Source organism: Serratia nevei (assembly GCF_024160145.1).
GTDB lineage: Bacteria > Pseudomonadota > Gammaproteobacteria > Enterobacterales > Enterobacteriaceae > Serratia > Serratia nevei_A.
The window spans coordinates 32,427-52,540 of sequence record NZ_JAMYWQ010000025.1; the positions used below are offsets into that span (position 1 = coordinate 32,427).

At 54.0% G+C, this 20,114-nt stretch carries 22 protein-coding genes; 18 read left to right on the forward strand and 4 right to left on the reverse strand.

The annotated features are described in order from the left end of the window. Positions 1 to 139 precede the first annotated feature (139 nt). The 3 genes from yqgG (at position 140) to M6G53_RS17045 (ending at position 3,709) form a co-directional block, all read left to right on the forward strand. Positions 140 to 283 carry a small protein YqgG gene (yqgG, locus tag M6G53_RS25725; protein ID WP_494546271.1) on the forward strand — a complete coding sequence of 48 codons (144 nt, stop codon included), beginning with the start codon at positions 140 to 142 and terminating at the stop codon, positions 281 to 283. Positions 284 to 517: 234 nt separating this feature from the next. Further along, positions 518 to 2,494 (forward strand): biosynthetic arginine decarboxylase, encoded by a 1,977-nt coding sequence (gene speA, locus M6G53_RS17040; RefSeq protein WP_049198217.1) that lies wholly within the window; start codon positions 518 to 520, stop codon positions 2,492 to 2,494. A gap of 717 nt (positions 2,495 to 3,211) precedes the next feature. Beyond that, positions 3,212 to 3,709: a fimbrial protein gene (locus tag M6G53_RS17045; RefSeq protein ID WP_253333178.1), complete on the forward strand. Its 498-nt coding sequence runs from the start codon at positions 3,212 to 3,214 to the stop codon at positions 3,707 to 3,709. A 242-nt stretch (positions 3,710 to 3,951) separates the two neighbouring features. Here the strand turns inward: M6G53_RS17045 and M6G53_RS17050 are convergent, their stop codons facing one another. Further along, positions 3,952 to 4,800: a winged helix-turn-helix domain-containing protein gene (locus M6G53_RS17050; RefSeq protein ID WP_253333180.1), complete on the reverse strand. Its 849-nt coding sequence runs from the start codon at positions 4,798 to 4,800 to the stop codon at positions 3,952 to 3,954. Between the two features lie 418 nt (positions 4,801 to 5,218). Between M6G53_RS17050 and M6G53_RS17055 the strand changes: the two genes are divergently transcribed. The 15 genes from M6G53_RS17055 (at position 5,219) to M6G53_RS17125 (ending at position 17,856) form a co-directional block, all read left to right on the forward strand. Then, positions 5,219 to 5,773, forward strand: a complete 555-nt coding sequence (locus M6G53_RS17055; protein ID WP_253333182.1) for a fimbrial protein — start codon at positions 5,219 to 5,221, stop codon at positions 5,771 to 5,773. Between the two features lie 87 nt (positions 5,774 to 5,860). Beyond that, positions 5,861 to 6,403, forward strand: coding sequence for a fimbrial protein (locus tag M6G53_RS17060; RefSeq protein ID WP_253333184.1), 543 nt, complete (start codon positions 5,861 to 5,863; stop codon positions 6,401 to 6,403). A gap of 52 nt (positions 6,404 to 6,455) precedes the next feature. Further along, positions 6,456 to 8,990 carry an outer membrane usher protein gene (locus M6G53_RS17065; RefSeq protein ID WP_253333186.1) on the forward strand — a complete coding sequence of 845 codons (2,535 nt, stop codon included), beginning with the start codon at positions 6,456 to 6,458 and terminating at the stop codon, positions 8,988 to 8,990. A 14-nt stretch (positions 8,991 to 9,004) separates the two neighbouring features. Continuing rightward, positions 9,005 to 9,763, forward strand: coding sequence for a fimbria/pilus periplasmic chaperone (locus M6G53_RS17070; protein WP_253333188.1), 759 nt, complete (start codon positions 9,005 to 9,007; stop codon positions 9,761 to 9,763). Positions 9,764 to 9,832: 69 nt separating this feature from the next. Next, complete coding sequence (locus tag M6G53_RS17075) at positions 9,833 to 10,489, forward strand: fimbrial protein (protein ID WP_253333190.1); 657 nt, start codon at positions 9,833 to 9,835, stop codon at positions 10,487 to 10,489. Positions 10,490 to 10,505: 16 nt separating this feature from the next. Next, entirely contained in the window at positions 10,506 to 11,003 is a 498-nt protein-coding gene (locus M6G53_RS17080) for a fimbrial protein (RefSeq protein ID WP_366519502.1), read from the forward strand. A 16-nt stretch (positions 11,004 to 11,019) separates the two neighbouring features. After that, on the forward strand, positions 11,020 to 11,511 hold the full coding sequence (locus M6G53_RS17085; protein ID WP_253333192.1) for a fimbrial protein: 492 nt from the start codon (positions 11,020 to 11,022) through the stop codon (positions 11,509 to 11,511). Between the two features lie 14 nt (positions 11,512 to 11,525). Beyond that, entirely contained in the window at positions 11,526 to 12,068 is a 543-nt protein-coding gene (locus M6G53_RS17090) for a fimbrial protein (RefSeq protein WP_436286528.1), read from the forward strand. Between the two features lie 582 nt (positions 12,069 to 12,650). Beyond that, positions 12,651 to 12,995 (forward strand): hypothetical protein, encoded by a 345-nt coding sequence (locus tag M6G53_RS17095; protein WP_253333194.1) that lies wholly within the window; start codon positions 12,651 to 12,653, stop codon positions 12,993 to 12,995. 259 nt (positions 12,996 to 13,254) lie between these two features. Next, positions 13,255 to 14,082 carry a hypothetical protein gene (locus M6G53_RS17100; RefSeq protein ID WP_253333195.1) on the forward strand — a complete coding sequence of 276 codons (828 nt, stop codon included), beginning with the start codon at positions 13,255 to 13,257 and terminating at the stop codon, positions 14,080 to 14,082. 285 nt (positions 14,083 to 14,367) lie between these two features. Further along, the gene (locus tag M6G53_RS17105) at positions 14,368 to 15,222 is read left to right on the forward strand and encodes an MrpH family fimbial adhesin (protein WP_253333197.1); all 855 of its coding nucleotides are present in this window, start codon (positions 14,368 to 14,370) and stop codon (positions 15,220 to 15,222) included. A gap of 195 nt (positions 15,223 to 15,417) precedes the next feature. Further along, positions 15,418 to 15,966 carry a helix-turn-helix transcriptional regulator gene (locus M6G53_RS17110; RefSeq protein ID WP_253333199.1) on the forward strand — a complete coding sequence of 183 codons (549 nt, stop codon included), beginning with the start codon at positions 15,418 to 15,420 and terminating at the stop codon, positions 15,964 to 15,966. 221 nt (positions 15,967 to 16,187) lie between these two features. Continuing rightward, on the forward strand, positions 16,188 to 16,427 hold the full coding sequence (locus M6G53_RS17115; protein WP_253333201.1) for a hypothetical protein: 240 nt from the start codon (positions 16,188 to 16,190) through the stop codon (positions 16,425 to 16,427). A gap of 180 nt (positions 16,428 to 16,607) precedes the next feature. Continuing rightward, complete coding sequence (locus M6G53_RS17120) at positions 16,608 to 17,384, forward strand: winged helix-turn-helix domain-containing protein (protein WP_253333203.1); 777 nt, start codon at positions 16,608 to 16,610, stop codon at positions 17,382 to 17,384. Further along, positions 17,365 to 17,856, forward strand: a complete 492-nt coding sequence (locus tag M6G53_RS17125) for a hypothetical protein (protein WP_253333205.1) — start codon at positions 17,365 to 17,367, stop codon at positions 17,854 to 17,856. The genes M6G53_RS17120 and M6G53_RS17125 overlap by 20 nt, the downstream gene beginning before the upstream one ends. A gap of 42 nt (positions 17,857 to 17,898) precedes the next feature. On the opposite strand, the gene M6G53_RS17130 is transcribed toward M6G53_RS17125, so the two are convergent. From M6G53_RS17130 to M6G53_RS17140, 3 genes are all read right to left on the reverse strand, one after another. Next, the gene (locus M6G53_RS17130; protein ID WP_253333207.1) at positions 17,899 to 18,402 is read right to left on the reverse strand and encodes a fimbrial protein; all 504 of its coding nucleotides are present in this window, start codon (positions 18,400 to 18,402) and stop codon (positions 17,899 to 17,901) included. 31 nt (positions 18,403 to 18,433) lie between these two features. Beyond that, positions 18,434 to 18,979 (reverse strand): fimbrial protein, encoded by a 546-nt coding sequence (locus M6G53_RS17135; protein ID WP_253333209.1) that lies wholly within the window; start codon positions 18,977 to 18,979, stop codon positions 18,434 to 18,436. Positions 18,980 to 19,042: 63 nt separating this feature from the next. Beyond that, complete coding sequence (locus tag M6G53_RS17140) at positions 19,043 to 19,549, reverse strand: fimbrial protein (RefSeq protein ID WP_253333211.1); 507 nt, start codon at positions 19,547 to 19,549, stop codon at positions 19,043 to 19,045. Between the last annotated feature and the right edge of the window lie 565 nt (positions 19,550 to 20,114).

The following is a 20,114-nucleotide window of genomic DNA, read 5'->3' on the forward strand; positions in this document are numbered from 1 at the left end:
GCATTCGCCGGCGTTGCGCTATTATCCGTCGCAGGCGTTCGCCGTGAGCGCCGCCGCTTCATCGAACGGTCACGTTCTTACACTATTTTAGAGGCTGGGTCGTTCACTCCGAACGGCGCGCGTGGAGGTGGTTGGATTAATGATCCGTTGTCTACCGGTTGTTGGTTCCCAACAGCAGTGCCGTTCTGGCGCACATTCTTCTGCTGTTTCCCGTCTTGTCTCTCTGTCACTTACCAGGTGCGATAAACACTTGGCCGCTACTCAGGATTCTCGGGCCGGCTAACGGTCGTCTGAAGAACTGAACAAGGGTAGCCTGCAGCCTTCCTGTGGGATGTTTCTTGGCCCGATTCACGAGGTTTGAACAGGGTGTCTTACAATTATATGAGTGATAAACCGATCGCTGACCGCGAACGGCAGTTCTCTTCGCTGCCGCCAGCGCGGCTTGTTGGGTTGTTCTCGCGGGTGGTAGCTGCGATAGTGGCTGACGGTTTCGTCAGTGCGGAATGTGAGGCGAACCATGTCTGATGATCTGTTGATTCACCGCCCGCCGGTTGCGGGCGAGTCTTTATCTTTGCGCTCCATGCAGGAGGTTGCCATGAATGATCGTAATGCCAGCAAGATGCTGCGCACTTATAACGTCGCCTACTGGGGCAACAATTACTATGACGTCAACGAGCTGGGCCATATCAGCGTATGCCCGGACCCGGATGTCCCGCAGGCGCGCGTCGATCTGGCAGAACTGGTGAAAACGCGCCAGCAAGACGGCCAGCGTTTGCCTGCGCTGTTCTGCTTCCCGCAGATCCTCCAGCATCGCTTGCGTTCGATCAACGCCGCGTTCAAACGCGCGCGTGAGTCTTTCGGTTACCAGGGCGGCTATTTCCTGGTGTATCCGATCAAGGTAAACCAACATCGCCGCGTGATTGAGTCGCTGGTGAACTCCGGGGAACCGCTGGGGCTGGAAGCCGGCTCCAAGGCCGAGCTGATGGCGGTGCTGGCGCATGCCGGCATGACCCGCTCGGTGATCGTCTGTAACGGCTATAAAGACCGTGAATACATTCGCCTGGCGCTGATCGGGGAAAAGCTGGGGCACAAGGTGTACCTGGTGATCGAGAAGATGTCCGAGATCAACCTGGTGCTGGAAGAAGCCGAACGGCTGAACGTGGTGCCGCGCCTGGGCGTGCGTGCGCGTCTGGCTTCGCAGGGCTCCGGCAAATGGCAGTCGAGCGGCGGCGAAAAATCCAAGTTCGGCCTGGCGGCGGTGCAGGTGCTGAAGCTGGTGGAGACCCTGCGCGAAGCGGGCCGTCTCGACAGCCTGCAACTGCTGCACTTCCACCTGGGCTCGCAGCTGGCCAACATTCGCGACATCGCCACCGGCGTGCGCGAATCGGCGCGCTTCTACGTTGAACTGCATAAGCTGGGCGTCAACATTCAGTGCTTCGACGTGGGCGGCGGCTTGGGCGTCGACTACGAAGGCACCCGCTCGCAGTCCGACTGCTCGGTGAACTACGGCCTGAACGAATACGCCAACAACGTGATTTGGGGCATCGGCGACGCCTGTAACGAACACGGCCTGCCGCATCCGACGGTGATCACCGAGTCCGGCCGCGCCGTGACCGCGCACCACACGGTGCTGGTCTCCAACGTGATCGGCGTCGAGCGCAATGAGTTCAGCGAACCGCTGCCGCCGGAAGCCGACGCGCCGCGCGCGCTGGAAAGCATGTGGGAAACCTGGCTGGAAATGAACGAGCCGGAGAACCGCCGCTCGCTGCGCGAATGGCTGCACGACAGCCAGATGGATCTGCACGACGTGCATACCCAATATGCGCACGGCATGCTGGATCTGACCAAGCGCGCCTGGGCCGAGCAGCTGTATCTGAACATCTGCAACAAGATCCAGCAGCAGCTCGATCCGAGCAACCGCGCGCACCGTCCGATCATCGACGAACTGCAAGAGCGCATGGCGGACAAGTTCTACGTCAACTTCTCGCTGTTCCAATCGATGCCGGATGCCTGGGGTATCGATCAGCTGTTCCCGGTGCTGCCGCTGGAAGGGCTGGATAAGCCGCCGGAAGGCCGCGCGGTGCTGCTCGACATCACCTGCGACTCCGACGGCACCATCGACCACTACGTCGACGGCGACGGCGTGGCGACCACCATGCCGATGCCGCCGTACGATCCGGAGAACCCGCCGGCGCTGGGCTTCTTCATGGTCGGTGCGTATCAGGAGATCCTCGGCAACATGCACAACCTGTTCGGCGATACCGCCTCGGTTGACGTGTACGTGTTCCCGGACGGCAGCGTCGAGACCGAACTGTCCGACGAGGGCGATACCGTGGCGGACATGTTGGAGTACGTGCAGCTCGATCCGAGCGCGCTGCTGGCCAAATTCCGCGATCAGGTGAAAGAAACCGACCTGGACGGCGAGCTGCAGGCGCAGTTCCTGGAAGAGTTTGAAGCCGGCCTGTACGGTTATACCTATCTGGAAGACGAGTAATCATCCCCTTGAGCCGGGTGTCGTTCCTGACGCCCGGTTCCCGTCAGACTGCGCTGCGTTTGGGTTACCGAACACGCCAGCGTTCCCCCCTCATGATAGATAGCCGAATAATTGCTAAGAGTATTCTGGCTATTGGCTGTTGAATTTAATTCATTACCCCTTTTTTAATCTATATGTTTTCGTTAAATATTATTTATCTTAATTGCTAAGGTATTATTTTCATTTTGAAACTGTGAATGAAATTTCGATTTACTCCTGCGTTTTCCTGTCCGTTGTGCGGATTTCTTTTCTGTTACTGTTATTCTTCATAACCCAGCCGCTTTAGGGGGGCTTCATTTTATTGTTATTTCTGCGCTGGGATTGTTTGTATTATATTTATTAATATTTACGTTTCCGGTTTTTAGGATTTTTCTTTGTTAATATGGGTGGTTGAATTTATTTGCGTTGTTCGTCTATAATGAAAATAAAAAAACCATAAATATCATTAAATTATATGTTGTTCGCCGTATTGTTTTTATGACTTTTCGTAGTGTGAATGAGTCATGTGGCAACGGTGGATATCAAGTCATTCGCAACAAATATTATCGCGACATTTATTGTTATCACGGTTTTGGCAGCAACGGTGTTGGTGCCGAAAGGCGGCGTAGTGGCCGCGAGAAAGGGATGCATTTTGCATCTTAATAATGAATGATTCATATCTAAATATAAGGGAATTATATGAGAAACTATCTGATAGCTTCAACACTGGCTACGGTAATAGCGGCAGCCCCCGCAATGGCGGCCGATGGCGTGATCAACTTCACCGGAAAAGTACTGAACAGCAGCTGTGCGGTTGATCCTACGCTGGATGTCAAAATGGGTGACGTTACTGCATCCGCATTCAGCGAGGTTGGCGCAGAGAGCACTAAACAGGCTTTCAAGCTTACGTTGAAAAATTGTCCTGTGAATCTTTCCACCGCGCAGATCAAATTTGAAGGTGCCAATGCTGGCGATAGCAAGGAGCTGTTCAAGTTGAACGATGGCGGTGCCGAAGGTTTGGGGCTGCGGATCAGTAATGAGAAAAATGCACCGATCGTGCCTGGCGGTGTTTCTGTTGTGCCGTTGGAGGGGAAAACGACCTATGAGCTCCCTTACTACGCTTCTTATCAGTCGACGGGGCCGGTGACGATGGGGGATGCCAATGCGTCCGTTCAGTTCAGCGTTTCATATAACTAATTTATAGGGTTAATGCTCTTATCGCCGGCGGATTGATACACGCCGGCGTTTTTTTGCTTTGTTATGCCCGCCACTCTGCCAGAGTGGCGGGCTGTCGTCTGCACAAACCGCCTGCGGCTGCTGCGTAGGGAGGAGCGTCGCGGGGCCCGCTTTAGCGGCCGGAGCCTACCGCCGGGCAGGTGGCCTTCCCGGCGGATATATCGCCAGGAAAACCGCAGAGAATGTCGACCCTGGGAGCGAAATCAAGAAGCGTTATTGGTTTTTTTATTAATGTAACGGTTAATACAAGGTGTATTGGCCCCTACGGGGCAAAACGTGATAACGGCCATTGAGGAGGCATCTTCATGTTCGTTTCTGACGTCACTGTAATAATAAACATTGGCGTTCTTTTGGCAGTCAAAGCCGCTGTTCTGTATTATCTCGCCCATCTCATACAGGTTGCCGGTGCTGGATTTAACGGTGTAAACCTGGCATTTCAAATAGTTCCCCAACGGGTGAATTCCCATGTCGCCATCCTTTTCATATAAGTAAACAGCGCTGAGCAGCATCAGCAACGTGCCAATAAAGGCCACCAGGTGCATAGCGGAAATACGCGTCTTCCTGCTTGTGGCATTGTGCGTTTCCGTAACTGGGCTCTCGTTTAACTGGCCATCCGCCAGGTTGGTTGGCTCCGGTTCATTTGGGGCAGCAACCTGTGCCCCTATTTCCATATAGTAGCCATCTTCTCGTTTGTCTATGCTCTCTGTTGGCCCGGTATCAATACACAATGCCTGAATGTGACTGGCAACGAATTTAAAGCCCTGTCGTGGGTAGGTAATGATTAACTCTTCTTCCCCAAGTTGCGCCAGCGATTTTCTGAGTATAGAGATATAATTGTTGAGGTTATTATTCGATGCCTTAAGCCCATAGTCGACTAATACCTCATTCAATAATCTTTCACGCAGTAAAAGCTCGTTATTGTGCCTGATGAGAAAAGAAAGAAGTCGGCTGGTTGAACGAATCAGAGTCACGCTTTTATCTTCACTTCCTATTTTAATCAATGTGCCGCTTATCTCATTGAAAATAATACTTTCATTTATTTTGTAGCTCATTTTTATAGCCTTCAACTTGCCTGTCGAGTTGCTATTCTGCGTCTTGGTTTTTGTTTTTTCAATCAATGTAGGTTAATTGGAATAGGATTTTTCTAATTACCTGTAAAATTATCATTATAACGATTTAATAGATTTTTATTAAATAATAACGATTAATAACTGAAAGTCTATTTTTGGTTGTTAAACCTAATTTATTTATATATTTAAGTTTTAAATTTTGTTTTTATGTACATTTTAAGTACATAGTTCCAATTTTATTTTTGGCTGGTAAGTTATAGGGACTGACACGGAATGCCAGATGGTGATGTGTCGGAACCACCTGACTAACAGGAAATGATTATTTTAATCTCTTGCTGGTTAACGCGTGGATAAACATTTAATGCGTTTTTCTTCTTACTAAGGAATGTAAGGAATTACTATGAAACTGAATAAAATCATGATGGCGGCCGTAGTGGCTTTTGGTATGACCTCTGTTGCCCACGCGGCAGTTAAAGATCAGGGCCACGGCCAAGTGACCTTCACCGGTTCCATTATCGAGGCTCCTTGCTCGATCGCCCCTGAATCTCTCGATCAGACCGTAGAACTGGGCGCGATCTCTAATGTGGCGCTGAAGACTGGCGGTAAATCTACGCCGCGTAACTTCCAGATCAAACTGGAAAACTGTGACTTGATTACTGATGACAAGGATCCAGGTAAGAACAATACCGTTTCTCTGACCTTCAGTGGTTCTGCTTCTGAAGCGAACGAAAAACTGCTGGGTATTACCGGCACGGCTAAAGGTGCGGGCATTGCTATCACAGACGGTGCCGGCACGACCATTGAGCTGGGCAAAGCAAGCAAGGCACGTGAACTGCAGAACGGTAACAACACCCTGAGCTTCGCTGCTTACCTGCAGGGCGCAACGGCTTCTACCACCGCGATCGTCCCGGGCGAATTCCAGTCCGTAGCCGACTTCACCCTGGCCTATCAGTAATCGTTACCTGATGCCTTAAGTGTGTTTCCAGCATGCGGGGCTGCCCGCATGCTGTTTTAACGGATAGGATTATTACAGGATCAGATAATGAAACACGTACTCGTGATTATTTCGATCTCTTGCCTATTGCTCGCGGCGCTATCCCCTGTAGCCAGGGCGGCGGTATTCTCTCAGGGAGAAGGGCGGGTAAATATGCAAGGGGCCATTATAGATACCGCCTGCGCTATCGCCACCGAAAGTCGGGAGCAGATAATCGATATCGATATTACGTCGATGGGTGAAATAACCCGGCAGGGTAAAGGACGTGACCGATCATTTGCCATTAAACTCATTAACTGCATATTGGAAAGGCCGAGTAAGGAGTTACCTGACTGGAAACAGTTTCAGGTGACATTTGACGGCGAAGCTGACGGTGATTTATTTGGCGTTCACGGTGAAGCCGGCGGTGTCGCCATAATGATTTACGATGAGCAGGGAAATGTTGCGCTGCCTGGAGAGCCGTTGCCGGCGTCCGCGATTATCCCGGGTGATATGACATTGAAATACAGCATGACGCTGGTCAGCAATAACCAACCGTTCAAAGCTGGGAGCTTCTCTTCTGCCGTGCGGTTTAAGCTCGATTATTACTGAGCGTTAAGCGGAGAAACTCGCCGCCATAATAAAACAATTAGGGAATGGAGTCATGATGTCGCCAACTTCAGGGAAGCTGTTTAATTTAAAAAAACTGGGGCTGTTAATTTCGCTGGCGATTGGCGGCTTTGTTTCTCTGGGATATGCCGCCGAGGAGATCCAGTTCAATACCGACGTGCTGGACGTCAACGATCGGAAAAATATCGATCTCAGCCAGTTTTCGCGCGGCGGTTACATTATGCCCGGTGTGTATACCATGTTGGTGCATCTCAACAAGAGCGACCTGCCGGAGCAGCCGGTGCCGTTCTATGCGCCGGATGACGATCCCAATGGCAGTCGCGCCTGTGTCACCAAAACGCTGGTGGAACAGCTGGGCCTGAAAGACGCACAGCTGAAAACATTGAGCTGGTGGCATCAGGGCGAATGTCTGGACGAGTCGAGCCTGAAGGGGATGGAAGTGCGCGGCGATCTGTCCACTTCGTCGCTGTACCTGGGTATTCCGCAGACCTATCTGGAATATACCTCCGAGGACTGGGATCCGCCTTCCCGCTGGGACGAAGGCATTCCCGGGCTGCTGTTCGACTACAGCGTCAACGGCCAGACCCAGCAGCGGCAAGGGACCAACGGCTACAGCCTGAGCGGCAACGGCACGGCGGGTGCCAACCTCGGTGCCTGGCGGCTGCGCGCCGACTGGCAGGGGAATCTTAACCATCAGACCGGTTCCGGCCAGGGGACGGATCAGCGGCTGGACTGGAGCCGTTACTACGCCTATCGGGCGCTGGCGGCATTGCGTTCGAAGCTGACGGTCGGTGAGGACTATCTCGACTCCGGCCTGTTCGACGGCTTTCGCTTCGGCGGCCTGAGCCTGCGCTCCGACGATAACATGCTGCCGCCGAACCTGCGCGGCTATGCGCCGGAAGTGGTCGGGGTGGCGAAGAGCAACGCCAAGGTGATCGTCAGCCAGCAGGGGCGGGTGCTGTACGAAACCCAGGTGGCGGCGGGGCCGTTCCGTATTCAGGACATCAACGATGCGGTCAGCGGCGAGCTGGACGTGCGGGTGGAAGAGCAGGACGGCAGCGTGCAGGCGTTCAAGATGAGCACTGCCAGCATTCCGTACCTGACGCGGCCCGGTTCGGTACGTTACAAGCTGGCGGCGGGTAAACCCTCGGACTGGCAGCACCGTTCCCGTGGGCCGCTGTTCGGCACCGGTGAGTTTTCCTGGGGAGTGAGCAACGGCTGGTCACTGTACGGCGGTGCTCTGTCGGGCGGTGATTACAACGCGGCGGCGCTGGGGATCGGCCGTGACCTGATGGTGCTGGGAGCGCTGTCGTTCGACGCTACCCAGTCGCGGGCCAGGCTGCCGCAGGAAGAAGGCACGCTGAGCGGCGGCTCGTACCGCCTGAGTTACTCGAAGACCTTCGACGAGCTGGACAGCCAGGTCACCTTCGCCGGCTACCGCTTCTCGCAGGAGAATTTTATGAGTATGGGCGAATATCTGGATGCGCGTTATTCAGGCCAGCGGAGCGGCAACAGCAAAGAGATGTATACCATCAGCTATAACCAGCAGTTGCGTGACCTGGGGTTGAGCGCCTATCTCAACTACAACCACCAGACCTACTGGGATCGGCCGGCTAACGATCGCTACAGCCTGACGCTGTCGCGCTATTTCGACATCGGCCGTTTTCGCAACCTGAGCGTGTCGCTGTCGGCCTATCGCAACCGCTACAACGAGACCAACGACGACGGGGCTTACCTGTCGCTGTCGCTGCCGTGGGGCAACGGCGCCACGCTGAGCTACAACGCGACGGTGAGCCGCAACGACGTCACCAATCGCGCGGGGTATTACGATCGCATCGACGAGCACAGCAACTACCAGCTGAGCGCCGGCAGTTCGCAAAGCGGCGTCAACATGAGCGGCTATTACAACCGCGAGGGCGATCTGGCGCGGGTTAGCGCCAACGCCAGCTATCAGCAGGACAGATACAGCGCGATCGGCTTCTCGGCACAGGGCGGCATGACGTTAACGCCGGAAGGCGGCGCGCTGCACCGCAGCAATATGGCGGGCGGCACGCGCATTCTGCTGGATACCAACGGCGTGGCCGGGGTGCCGGTGCGCGGCTACGGCAGCACCGTGGAAACCAACCGCTTCGGCAAGGCGGTGGTAACCGACGTCAACAGCTACTACCGCAACAAGGCCAGCATCGATCTGGACAAGCTGGGTAACAACGCCGAGGCCACCAAATCGGTGGTGCAGGCAACGCTGACCGAAGGCGCCATTGGCTACCGCAAGTTTGATGTGATCGCCGGGGAGAAGGCGATGGCGGTGATCAAACTGGCGGACGGCAGCGAACCGCCGTTCGGCGCCACGGTGCTGAATGCGCGTAAGCAAGAGACCGGCATCGTCAACGACGGCGGCAGTGTCTACCTGAGCGGCATCAACGCCGGCGAACGCATGACGGTGCGCTGGAACGGTGCGGCGCAGTGCGAAGTACAAATGCCGACGCCGCTGCCGCAAGAGATGCTGATGAACACTTTACTGCTGCCGTGCCGCGTGCTGAGCGCGGGCGATGGCAGCAATGAACACTGAATTGAGGAGTTTCTATGAAGAGCAAACGTCACGTTATCGGCCTGCTGGCTACCACTTCTTTGCTGGCCGGCGCGCTGATTCCGGCAGCCAATGCGGCTATCGCCCTGGACCGTACTCGGGTGATCTTCGACGGCAGCGTGCAGTCGGTGAGCCTGAGCGTCAGCAACCAGAACAAGCAGCTGCCTTACCTGGCGCAGGCCTGGATTGAAGACGAGCAGGGCAACAAGATCCAAGGGCCGTTGACGGTATTGCCGCCGGTGCAGCGCATCGAGCCGGGCAAGCCGAGCCAGGTGAAGATCCAGTCATTGCCGACGGCCAAACAGCTGCCGCAGGACCGGGAGAGCCTGTACTACTTCAACCTGCGTGAGATCCCGCCGAAGAGCGACAAACCGAATACGTTGCAGATCGCCTTGCAGACGCGCATCAAACTGTTTTACCGCCCGGCGGCGATCGCCCCGGAGCGCAATGCGGCGCCGTGGCAGGAGCAGCTGACGCTGACCAAACAAGGCGACAAATACATCGTCAATAACCCGACGCCGTATTACGTCACCATTGTTGATGCCGCAACGCGTAAAGGGATTGAAGGTGCCAAAGGTTTCGAACCGTTTATGGTGCCGCCGAAGGGCAACGCGCCGCTGACGGTCAGCGCTTCCGCCGTGGGCGGTAACCCGGCGCTGACCTATATCAACGATTACGGCGGCCGGCCGCAGCTGAGCTTCAGCTGCAACGGCGGCGGCTGCACGGTGGTGCCGGAGAAGCAATCGGGGCAGTAAGAGCTGGGGGCGGATGCTCCACGACAAAGATCGTTTGGGATAGCTGCGGACGGACGAAGGAGACAAGGAATGGCAGGACACAAAGAGCAAACGAGTGACTGGGCATACCTGCACGGCGAGCTGCGCTACTACGCGGCGCTGGGTGGCCTGGCGCTGATGGCGCCGCTCAGCCTGGCAGCGCTGCTGTGGATGCTGCCGACGTCGCACGCCAGTGAAAACTGGGAAGTGGAAGGCGCCAACGGCACGCTGTATGTGCGGGGCGCGCTGACGGAAAGCGCCTGCCGGCTGGAGATGGCCAGCGCGCGGCAAGATATCTGGCTGGGCGAAGTGGCGACCGGGCGGTTAACGCAACCCGGTGTGCGCGGTGAGCCGGTCGGTTTTGAGCTGCGCCTGCGCGACTGTCTGCGCTCGCCGGCGCACAGCCGAGATGAACGAACCGGCGCGCTGAGCTGGGCGCCAAACCAGCCGGCGGCCACGGTCAGCTTCAGCGCGCCGGCGGATGTTGATAATCCGCAGTTGGTTAAGGCGCAGGGCGTGTCAGGTTTGGGGCTGCGTCTGCTGGATCAGCAGGGGCGCGATGTGCGCCTGGGCAGCCGCGGGGAAGCGCTGTGGTTGTCGCCGGGGCAAGACGCCCTACGCTACAGCGTGATGCCGGAGCGCACCGCAGCAACGCTGGTGGCCGGCGCCTATCGGGCGGCGATCGATTTTAGGTTGAGTTATGACTGAGGTGACGAGGATGCGGTTGGGGCGATGGAATGATCTCGGCATTACACCTGTGGCGCTGCTCGGCGCAGCGTTGTTCTGCTTACCGGTTAGCTATAGCGCCACTACCGTGACCGTCAGCGTGACCGTGCTGGCGCCGCCGGCCTGCGTGATCAACGGCGAGCGGCCAATCGAGGTGGACTTCGGCGACGAGGTAATGACCACCCGCGTCGATGGCAGCAACTTTAAACGGCCGATCGACTACACGCTCTCCTGCAGCGGGTTAAGCAAGAATGCGTTGAAGATGCAGGTGCAGGGTACCGGCGCCGCCTTCGACGGCACGGTGTTGAAAACCGACAAAAGCGGGTTGGGGATCGCCATTCTCAATGGCGGCAGCCGCTGGGCGCTGAACAGCTGGACTAACTTTACCTATCCCAATAAGCCGACCTTGACGGCGGTGCCGGTGAAGCAGAGCGGCGCTACGCTGCAGGGGGGGGCGTTTAACGCGTCGGCAACCCTGCGGGTGGATTATCAGTAGCGAGGAAGCGAACGACATGAAGCAGAGGATAGCGATCACGGTGCTGCTGTGCATGCTGGCGGCGGCACCGGCCTGGAGTAAAAACAACGAAACGGGCATGAACTTTCGCGGCACGCTGATCGAACCGCCGCCGTGCACCGTCAACCAAGGTGGCATGGTGGACGTGGACTTCGGCGACCGTATCGGCGTGAACAAAGTGGACGGCGTTAACTATCGCCAGCAGGTCAACTATCGCCTGCAGTGTGAGCCGGGGGCCGCTAACTGGGTGCTGCGGCTGAGCCTGAAGGGGGCCGGCAGCGCTTTTGACAGTGCGGCGCTGAAAACCAACATGCCGGATCTGGGCATCCGCTTTTACCGCAGCGGCACCTTGCTGCCGGTGGGGAGCGTCATCGCCATTGACGCCGCCGCCCCGCCGTTGCTCGAAGCGGTACCGGTCGGTAAGGCCGGGGTGAAGCTGAGCCAGGGGGCATTCGAGGCCACCGCCACGCTGCAGGCGGATTACCAATGAGAGGAGACAGCATCATGAATGAAATGATGAGGGCATGCCGGCTGCCTGCGCTGCTGCTGGCGAGTGCCTGCTCTCTGTCGCCGTGGGCAACGGCGGCCGACAACGTGCGCCTGCACGGCGCGCTGGTCGCCGAGCCGTGCGTGATCCCGCCGGGTGATGAGAGCGTCGCGCTGGATTTCGGTACGGTGATCGACAAGTACCTCTATCAGTACCAGCGTACGCCGGGCAAAACCTTCGAGCTGCGGCTGGCGGAGTGCGATCTCAGCCTGGGCAATACCCTGACAGTCACGCTGGGGGGCGTGGAAAACCCGAAACTGCCGGGCCTGTTGGCGCTGGCGGCGGGCAGCGGCGCCGGCGGTGTCGCTATCGGCATCGAAACCCCCCAGGGGCGGCCGCTGCCGCTTAACCGGCCGGGGGAAAAATACCCGTTGCAGGCCGGCAGCACCGTGCTGCGGCTGCAGGCCTATGTGCAGGGCGAGCCACAGGCGCTGGCCGAGAAAAAGCTGGTGCGCGGCGCCTTTAGCGCGGTTGCGACGTTTCAGTTTGAGTATCAGTGAGAATGAATATGAAACGCTATTGCTTGCTTATTCTTGCTTATTTATTTGAATAAAGATCACTGGCAATAGCTGGTTATCAGTAACACACAGGTAGTGAATATGCGAGTTATGTTATTTTTTTCATTTTTTGTATTGTACAGTGGGACCGTACAGGCGATACGTTTTCCAGTAATAACCGAAAATAAAATTACATCGTGCTCCAAAGAGTGTACTTCGCTTGTGTCGTACGCGGGGAGCTCGGCTATATTAGATATTGGGCAACCGGTAGGCACCCCAAAAATAGGAGGAAGCAAGAATATTATGGCCTACGGTATTCATTGTGAATATGGTAACGTGCAAAACGGTTTTTCAGATTGCTTATGGTCTTTTTATTCCGGGTCACATGCGCCAAGGATGATAGGGCGGTGCATGTTAAAAAATACGGACTCATGGGAATTAGATGAGAGCAGTACATGCGCTACCGAGCAATACTGGTCGACCCACAGTGGAGCAGGGCCGGGGGGGGAGTGTGTGTTATTTGGTCAACAAGAATTATCTCCTGTGTGGCCATTGAAATCTATTGTTACTCCCTGGGGGGTACTATTGAGCGATACGGTCGCAAATAGCGGCAACGCATTTTGCATTAAACCTATTGCGCCCAACGTCAGATGCGATATTTCGCTGCCCGCCACCATTGACCATGGCGTTATTTTGACCGGGACCAGCGATAGCAAATTTATTGACGGTGTTGTCGACTGCGGCGCAACGCCGGTGGTCACTGTGGTGGGCACTAAGGATCTCGTGCTGGCGCCTGGGGTGAAAACCCGCGTTGCCACCACCATGCTTTCCAGGACGCAGGTCCGGGTGCAATCCGATATGACGGTGGATCGGTCTGCCAACGCCGGGAAATACAGCGCTGCGATAATAGTGGCGGTGTCGCCATATTGACCGGGCATGCCTGGCTTAAACACGGATATAGAAGGATATAGGCGCAGTAGTGACCGCCACCCCACAGGGCACGCCGATGACCCTAACCTCGACGCTGGCCGGTTACAGCAGTGCCAGCGGCGTCGGCAATTTCCAGGGTTCGATGACGCTGATTGTTTCGCTTGAATAGTTATGCTGGGTATGGGGAGCAATGCCCATATATATTTAAGTTATTTCACTATCACTAAAATGTGTACTGGATTAATCAGTGAGGATAAGCATGCGTCTGCTGTTATTTTTTTCTATCGTCGTCTTGTACAGTACTGGCGTGCAGGCGATACGTTTTCCAGTGATGACAGATAACAAAATTATATCGTGCTCTGACTCTTTGTGTACTGGAAATGTGTCTTACGCGGGGCGTTCCACTTTAATGGATATTGGTCAACCGATAAGTCCCCCTGACGTGAGTGGGAGTAAGGACGTTATAACTTACGGCATTCATTGTAGCGATGGTGATAAAAAACAGGGAATTGCCTATACAGGATGCTTCTGGATTATGGATGGATCGCATTCACCAAGAGTTTCGGAACGGTGCATGTTAAAAAACACGGCTTCCTGGGAGTTGGATGAGAGTAGTACATGCGGCACCGTATCAAGTTGGGGAACCCACTCAGGGGCAGGACCAGGAGGAGAGTGCGTGCTATTCGCTCAAAGAAAATCAGGTTCATACATATCCTCCGTTGCTACGCCTATGGGAGAGATATCGGCCCTGACGGCCGCAAATAGCGGCAATGCGTATTGTATTAAACCGACGGCGCCCAACGTCAGATGCGATATTTCGCTGCCCGCCACTCTCGACCACGGCGTGCTTTTGGTCGGGAGCAGCGACAGCAGATTTATTGACGGTGTTGTCGACTGCGGCGCAACGCCGGTGGTCACCGTGGTGGGCACTAAGGATCTCGTGCTGGCGCCTGGGGTGAAAACCCGCGTTGCCGCCACCATGCTTTCCAGAACGCAGGTCCGGGTGCAATCCGATATGACGGTGGATCGGTCTGCCAACGCCGGGAAATATAGCGCTGCGATAGTTGTAGCCGTGTCGCCGTATTGACCGGGCATGCCTGGCTTAGGCCCTCTCTGCAATAAGGATATAGAAGGATATAGGCGCAGTGGTGACCGCCATCCCGCAGGGCACGCCGGTGACCCTGACTTCGACGCTGGCCGGTTACAGCGGCGCCAGCGGCGTCGGCAATTTCCAGGGGCGATGACGCTAATTGGGGGTACGTCAAGGCCGATGACGGTAGCAGCAGCCTGGCGCTCGGCGGCAGTGCCGTCGCAACGTTGAAGATTATTTAATTTATATAAATGGCAGCCACGGATTAATAGGGCAAGCGAGATGAATCACATATTCAGTACCATTAAATACGTCCTATTGGCGTGGCTGCTGCTGGGCGTATCGCCGGCGGTACGAGCCATCAATATTGGCGTGGGGCAATACGCTAATTTTGACGGAACTTATTGGTATTTCAGCGGCATACTCTATGACTGGTTTGGGGACGATCCTTACCCGAATCCTTGTTACCGCGCCGGCTCATGTGAGCTGGGCTTGCAATTGTATATCAGTAACGATGTTGGAGGTTCCTTTACTCTGTACGGTAACCCAAGCTGGTTTGCCAGCGGAGCATGGGTAAGCGGCGCAGCGAACCTTGGAGAAATGGGGAAGTTGCTGCGCCAAAATGTGAGCCTGCCGGTGCAACGCATGCTGTATCAGGGGCGACCCCGACCAGGCGGGGACTTCAGCATCATATATACCTGTCTGGTGTATCGCACCAATGGCGGTACGCAGCAGGTGTTTGTGAGCGGAGGTTTTTGCAGCGCGGGGGGCAGTGGTTCATCAGGCACCTGGTGTGAGGCGAAAAGCGGGGATATAGCCTTCAACTACGGCGTGCTCGCCAGTGAAGCGGTCAACGGCCAAACCCGCACGGCTCGCTATGCACTCTGGTGCAACCGCACGGTCACCGCCAAAGTTTATGCCAGAAATCTAAGCGGCGGCCGCCTGTTTCTGAGCGCCGATCGGCGGCTGTATGCCGATCTGACTATCGATGGGCGTGAATTGGGCACTGGCGTGACGCAGGTATTCCGTGAGGGCGTTGAATCGAGCTATACCATTCAGTCTAAGCTCGGCAGCAGCGGTGAGCTTCAGGGAGGAAAGTTTGCCGGCTCGACGGTGATTTACATCGATATTCAATAGGTAGTCTGATGTCGCTTACCGGGTGACACGAAATGATGAAATTCCATATTTATTTTTCGGCAGTACATTGCCGGCGGATACCGCTACGCCTTTTCTTGAAGTCATTACTTCTTTTTTGGAATGAGTGACCGCGTGAAAGTTAAATAGAGTGAAGGTAGCCAATATATTTTTTGGCGTATGCCTACAGGAGTGAAAATGAAAAAAAGTATAACCGTGGCCATCTACGATAACGATCGCTATTTCCGTTCCGGGTTGGAATTCTTCCTGACAGGTTATTTTCTGCGTCGCGGTATTGAAGTACGGTTTGACCACAGGGGGGAAAGTGAGGTGGCGCCAACGCTGGCCTTTGGCGCCCAATGGCAGCGCTATCGTCATCATGCCGGCTGTGTGCGCTGTAACCGCTATTTTCTCACGATCAAGAACCGGCCTAAATATCGTTTGGCGGCCGCTGAGCATGGCGTGATATACCGGGATATCTCGATAGACCAGCTGGCATTAACGCTGGTACGGCTGCCTCTCGACGAGCAGCTGCCGACGGAACCATGCCGCGATTGCCGCCATGAAGGGACGTTATCGCAGCGGGAACGGCAGGTGGTGCGCTATATGCGATCGGGGCTAAGCCAGTCGGAGGTTGCCGCCCGGCTGGAGCTGAGCGTCAAAACGGTACACACGCATAAACGTTCTATTATGCAAAAGATGGAGTTGCGTAGAAAGCATGAGTTTATTTATTGGCTGCTGGGTTAACACGATCTTGTTATTCATATTTTGAATGGATTTGCTTTTTATGTTTCTTGATGCCAGCTGTATTTTTTATTATTGCTATTAAGCGCTTTTTCCTTTGCAATGTATTTTAGGTGTGTTAATAAATATAAGCTGGGTCATCGGAGAAAGTCCTCTCGGTGAACGGTGAAATCTGCCGGCAGGAATGCTCGGTAAATACAACTCACAATGGATAAGGGATTGTAATGAAAGTGAAACATATTCTATTGGTATCGGCGTTATTATTGTCGCCACAAATGGCTCTCGCAGGTGTAATTATTGACGGTGATGGTATATATGTTTATGGCAATGGCCAGGTAGACGTCTCCGGCGATAAAAAAGTAGAGACAATCACGGATGCGGAAGCGGCGGAAAAACGCAATGCTATCTATGCCGCCATGTGCACCAGTCCATTTATGAAGAAGTATGCGCCGATTTGTAAATAATCGCGCGGGCCGTGATGCCGTTGGCTCACGGCCCTTTCGATATGTGCGAACGTGGTGGTGAGAACCAGGGGCACCGGCATGACGGCACATATAACTAAGAATTTTCCTAATAAAAAGTTTGTGCTAATATCCACCTGTAAAACAAAGGGGTATTGTTATTCCTTGTAAAGCCAGGTGAAGATGAAATTTATAATTAACAATAATATTATATATCATGATGATAGCGCGGAGTTGTATCCGGCGGAGGATGACCGGACACCGCTGTCGCTGACCACGACGCAGAACCGCCTGCTGTCGGTACTGGTCAGAAATAACGGCATCATGCTTTCCCGCACCGTGCTGCTGGATCAGGTATGGCAGGCGCACGGTCAGGTGGCCTCCGGCAGCAACCTCAACAACGCTATTTCAACGCTGCGCAAGCTGTTCGCCATGCTGGGTGCAGAAGATATCATCGTAACGCAGCCGCGCCTGGGATTTACCTTTAACGCCGCCTCGCTTGAGGTTCCCAGTGGAACGTGGGGTGAAGAAGAGAAAACAAAAGAAGCTTCTGCGGCGCCGACGTCGGCGCAACCAAAAAAACGCGCATTGCCCCGTATCGCCGGCGTAGGGTTAACGCTACTGGCGCTGTTGTCCTGGTGCTGGGCCTGGTTCACGCCGGGATTTACCCAGCCCAGATACATCAGCATGGGTAAAATCGGCAATTGCGACGTTCGTTTTCTGATGACCTACCATAAGGTTAACTCTACAGATATCGATCTGACGCAGCTGAAAAAGCAGTTGGCCGTCAACCATATCCAGTGTACGGATCCCGCCGTGTTATTTTACTACGACAATACCGTGGTGGCGCCAGGCGCGTCCAAGATCGACAGGATCTCGTCTTTCTATTATTGCCCAACCTCGGAAACCTCAGTGCGCGGCACGCAGTGCGAGAATGTTTATGAAAGCTGGAAGAATTAATCTGCTGTTGCGCAGCCGCTATGTGCTGCTCTTGGTCTTGATGATGGCGCTGAGCATCGCCGGATTTTATTTCGTTTTTAGCAAGTCAAACCTGCCTGAATGCCGGGTGGTGTTGCAGATTTCGAATCATGGCGATGGCGGTGAGTTGCAGCGAGTATTGCAATTCAGCTTGGTACCTTCCGGCTGGCGACAGGTGACGGTCCTAATTAACGGCAGCTTTATTGATGAGCAGGGAAAATACTCGATCGACCGAACGGTGGTCATGAGCTATCGGCGTGAGGGGCAGCACGTTAATTTTCTGGTGAAAAAGAATATTAAAAGACCCAGCGATACCGTGACGCGTAAAGATTTGGAGCGGCGTTTGCCCAGCGAAGGGCTACAGTACCATTTCCTGGTCGAAAAGATAGATGAACGGCATTATCTGTTTTCTACCAACCACTCGCCGATGTTTATTTGCACCACTCCCTCCTGATATAGCAGCCGCCTGGAGTGGGCGGCTGCAATTTATCGGTGGTTATAAGTAGGTGACGTTGAACTGCACCGTAGCATTGGCTTTCCCTGGCGTAATTGGCAGAGAGAGCGCTTTGTAATTGGCCAGGAAGCTAAGCGCCTCTGCCTTTTGCTTAACGATGTAGAGGTACCCTGCGGCATGTGGATTGACGCCGTCCCCACCATCGATCTGCAGGCCGATGCCTTTGGCGCTGCCGGGAGCGTCGTTTAACGCAAAGACGCCAGGTTCGGCCTGGTTGCCTTCATAACCGATCAAGATCTTGGAACCTTGCACGCAGTCGGTGAACCGCAAGTTGAATTCCACTGGCGTGGTCTGAGCGCCAACCTGCTGCAGCTTACTCGTTAGCACCTCCCCAAGATCGACAGTCGCATTCTGGGAATCGACGCTTAAACTACAGCCGGGTTTTACCAGCGTGGAGCTTAAGCGCAATGAGCCGTCAGCAGCCTGAGCGCTAAACGCCGCACAGGCCAGGAGCCCGGATATCAGGTGATAAATGCGTTTATTCATAATTTGCCCTTATTATTTTTACATCCGTTCATCAGGGATAGATCAAGCTGAATTGAATATCAGCGCTAACGGTGCCATACCCGCTGTTTTCGGCTTCGTTCAAACCCCATGACTCTGTCATGGCTGAAAAGTACAGAGTATTTACGTCACGCGAGGGATCTAAAATGAAAGCCTCCGTCTGTTTATTCGGCGTGACGACCATGGTTGAATTCCCTTGACGGTAATGGATTAAAAAGCCGGCGTTTTGTGCGGCACCCGGTTCACTGGCGTTAGTGGCGGCAAAGACGTTTTTGTCTATGTCTCTGCCGGTTGGGCTGACGGCGGTACCCTCGAACAGAAAACGTGCCTGGGTGAGGCTGGGGGGGCAACCTGTCAGCGTGAAACGAAAATCACGTTCGGTCTTCGAGCCTGCTGCGCTGGTTCCCAGATCTACCAGCAGGTTTTTGGCATCGCTGTTCAGCGAACAGGTACCTTCTTTTATTTTTCCGGTGGCGTTAATCACGCCCTCTGCAGCATAGAGCTGCGGCGCCAGCAAGATAGCGCCGAGATGCACGAGAGCGATAGTGAGCTTCTTCATTTTATTTTCCTGTATTGTCGATACGTATACCGTGTCGCTGAAGTACCGCAGCTTTCAGCCCAATTAGTTGTAGAGAATGCTGAACTGAATCGACGCGTTGGCATTGCCGGCCGTAACCTTATCGGTGGAGACGTAATAGGCTTTGAATTCTAGCGCTTCGTCGGCAGAGACTGGCAGGGGCTTCGTGCTGCCGCCAGGCATGATGTTTTTGTTATCGCCCATGCTCCAGATTCTCATGCTCACACCGGTTGCGGCATCCGGGCCGGAATCAATCATGAAAAACCCCGGGTTTTTACCGTTTATAGCGCCGTCAAACTTGACGCTTACCGCTTGCCCGGCGGGGCAGTCTTTCAACGCCAGTTGAAACAGCTTGCCTTGCTCAAAGGTGTTATCACCGACGTTTCTGAAGGCGCTGGTGAGAATTTCTCCCAGTTCAAGGTTAAGGGTGGGATCGACGGTGCAGGCGTTGTCTACCACCTTTCCACTGAAGTTAATCGTACCGTCTGCGGCGATAACGGAAGTGGAAAGGCAGGCGCTGATTAAGGTGGAGATAAATAGATTGTTTTTCATATGATATTTTCCATATATATTTACGATTGAAATTTATTAAATCCCCAGCGATTAACCGACCTGCATTTTCTGAAAAATCAACACGCCGCCAATTTAAATGCGGATGCTATGTGTTTTGAATGGCGGGTTAATTATTTTTACGGGGTTTCACCATAGCCTTTCTATAAGTTGTTGTCAAAGTAGTATAGGTGGATTGATTATGAGTTTTACTTTTTTTGGCATGTATTTTTATTTATTCATTTTATTTATTGTTATTTTTTTTCAATCAAATATTAATATATAAGAAAAAACCTAGATTTTAGGGTGGATGGTTATTGATGGTTTTTTTGCTTGCTGAGGGGGTATTGTTACGTGGTTGAATTAATGTTAGGTAATGCTCTATTATATGTATTGGCTCCCCGGAGAGGGGGCTTTTTTAAAATACCCTACGGGTTTTTTTGTAGGGTAAGGAATTTCTTGAACTGGACTGATATAGCTGGCTTATCGCGTCTGTGGCCGGAGTTTTTTCTGTTGTTGGAATAATACGATAGGCCAGAGCGATATTGCTCTTGGCATGTAAACACTG

Coding starts and splice junctions, on each gene's coding strand:
- M6G53_RS17045 (WP_253333178.1), top strand. CDS start 3,212: ATGAGAAACTATCTGATAGCTTCAACACTGGCTACGGTAATAGCGGCA.
- M6G53_RS17050 (WP_253333180.1), bottom strand. CDS start 4,800: ATGAGCTACAAAATAAATGAAAGTATTATTTTCAATGAGATAAGCGGC.
- M6G53_RS17100 (WP_253333195.1), top strand. CDS start 13,255: ATGCGTCTGCTGTTATTTTTTTCTATCGTCGTCTTGTACAGTACTGGC.
- M6G53_RS17075 (WP_253333190.1), top strand. CDS start 9,833: ATGGCAGGACACAAAGAGCAAACGAGTGACTGGGCATACCTGCACGGC.
- M6G53_RS17115 (WP_253333201.1), top strand. CDS start 16,188: ATGAAAGTGAAACATATTCTATTGGTATCGGCGTTATTATTGTCGCCA.
- M6G53_RS17055 (WP_253333182.1), top strand. CDS start 5,219: ATGAAACTGAATAAAATCATGATGGCGGCCGTAGTGGCTTTTGGTATG.
- M6G53_RS17135 (WP_253333209.1), bottom strand. CDS start 18,979: ATGAAGAAGCTCACTATCGCTCTCGTGCATCTCGGCGCTATCTTGCTG.
- M6G53_RS17130 (WP_253333207.1), bottom strand. CDS start 18,402: ATGAATAAACGCATTTATCACCTGATATCCGGGCTCCTGGCCTGTGCG.
- M6G53_RS17105 (WP_253333197.1), top strand. CDS start 14,368: ATGAATCACATATTCAGTACCATTAAATACGTCCTATTGGCGTGGCTG.
- speA (WP_049198217.1), top strand. CDS start 518: ATGTCTGATGATCTGTTGATTCACCGCCCGCCGGTTGCGGGCGAGTCT.
- M6G53_RS17060 (WP_253333184.1), top strand. CDS start 5,861: ATGAAACACGTACTCGTGATTATTTCGATCTCTTGCCTATTGCTCGCG.
- M6G53_RS17120 (WP_253333203.1), top strand. CDS start 16,608: ATGAAATTTATAATTAACAATAATATTATATATCATGATGATAGCGCG.
- M6G53_RS17065 (WP_253333186.1), top strand. CDS start 6,456: ATGATGTCGCCAACTTCAGGGAAGCTGTTTAATTTAAAAAAACTGGGG.
- M6G53_RS17110 (WP_253333199.1), top strand. CDS start 15,418: ATGAAAAAAAGTATAACCGTGGCCATCTACGATAACGATCGCTATTTC.
- M6G53_RS17140 (WP_253333211.1), bottom strand. CDS start 19,549: ATGAAAAACAATCTATTTATCTCCACCTTAATCAGCGCCTGCCTTTCC.
- M6G53_RS17070 (WP_253333188.1), top strand. CDS start 9,005: ATGAAGAGCAAACGTCACGTTATCGGCCTGCTGGCTACCACTTCTTTG.
- M6G53_RS17090 (WP_436286528.1), top strand. CDS start 11,526: ATGAATGAAATGATGAGGGCATGCCGGCTGCCTGCGCTGCTGCTGGCG.
- yqgG (WP_494546271.1), top strand. CDS start 140: ATGATCCGTTGTCTACCGGTTGTTGGTTCCCAACAGCAGTGCCGTTCT.
- M6G53_RS17125 (WP_253333205.1), top strand. CDS start 17,365: ATGAAAGCTGGAAGAATTAATCTGCTGTTGCGCAGCCGCTATGTGCTG.
- M6G53_RS17085 (WP_253333192.1), top strand. CDS start 11,020: ATGAAGCAGAGGATAGCGATCACGGTGCTGCTGTGCATGCTGGCGGCG.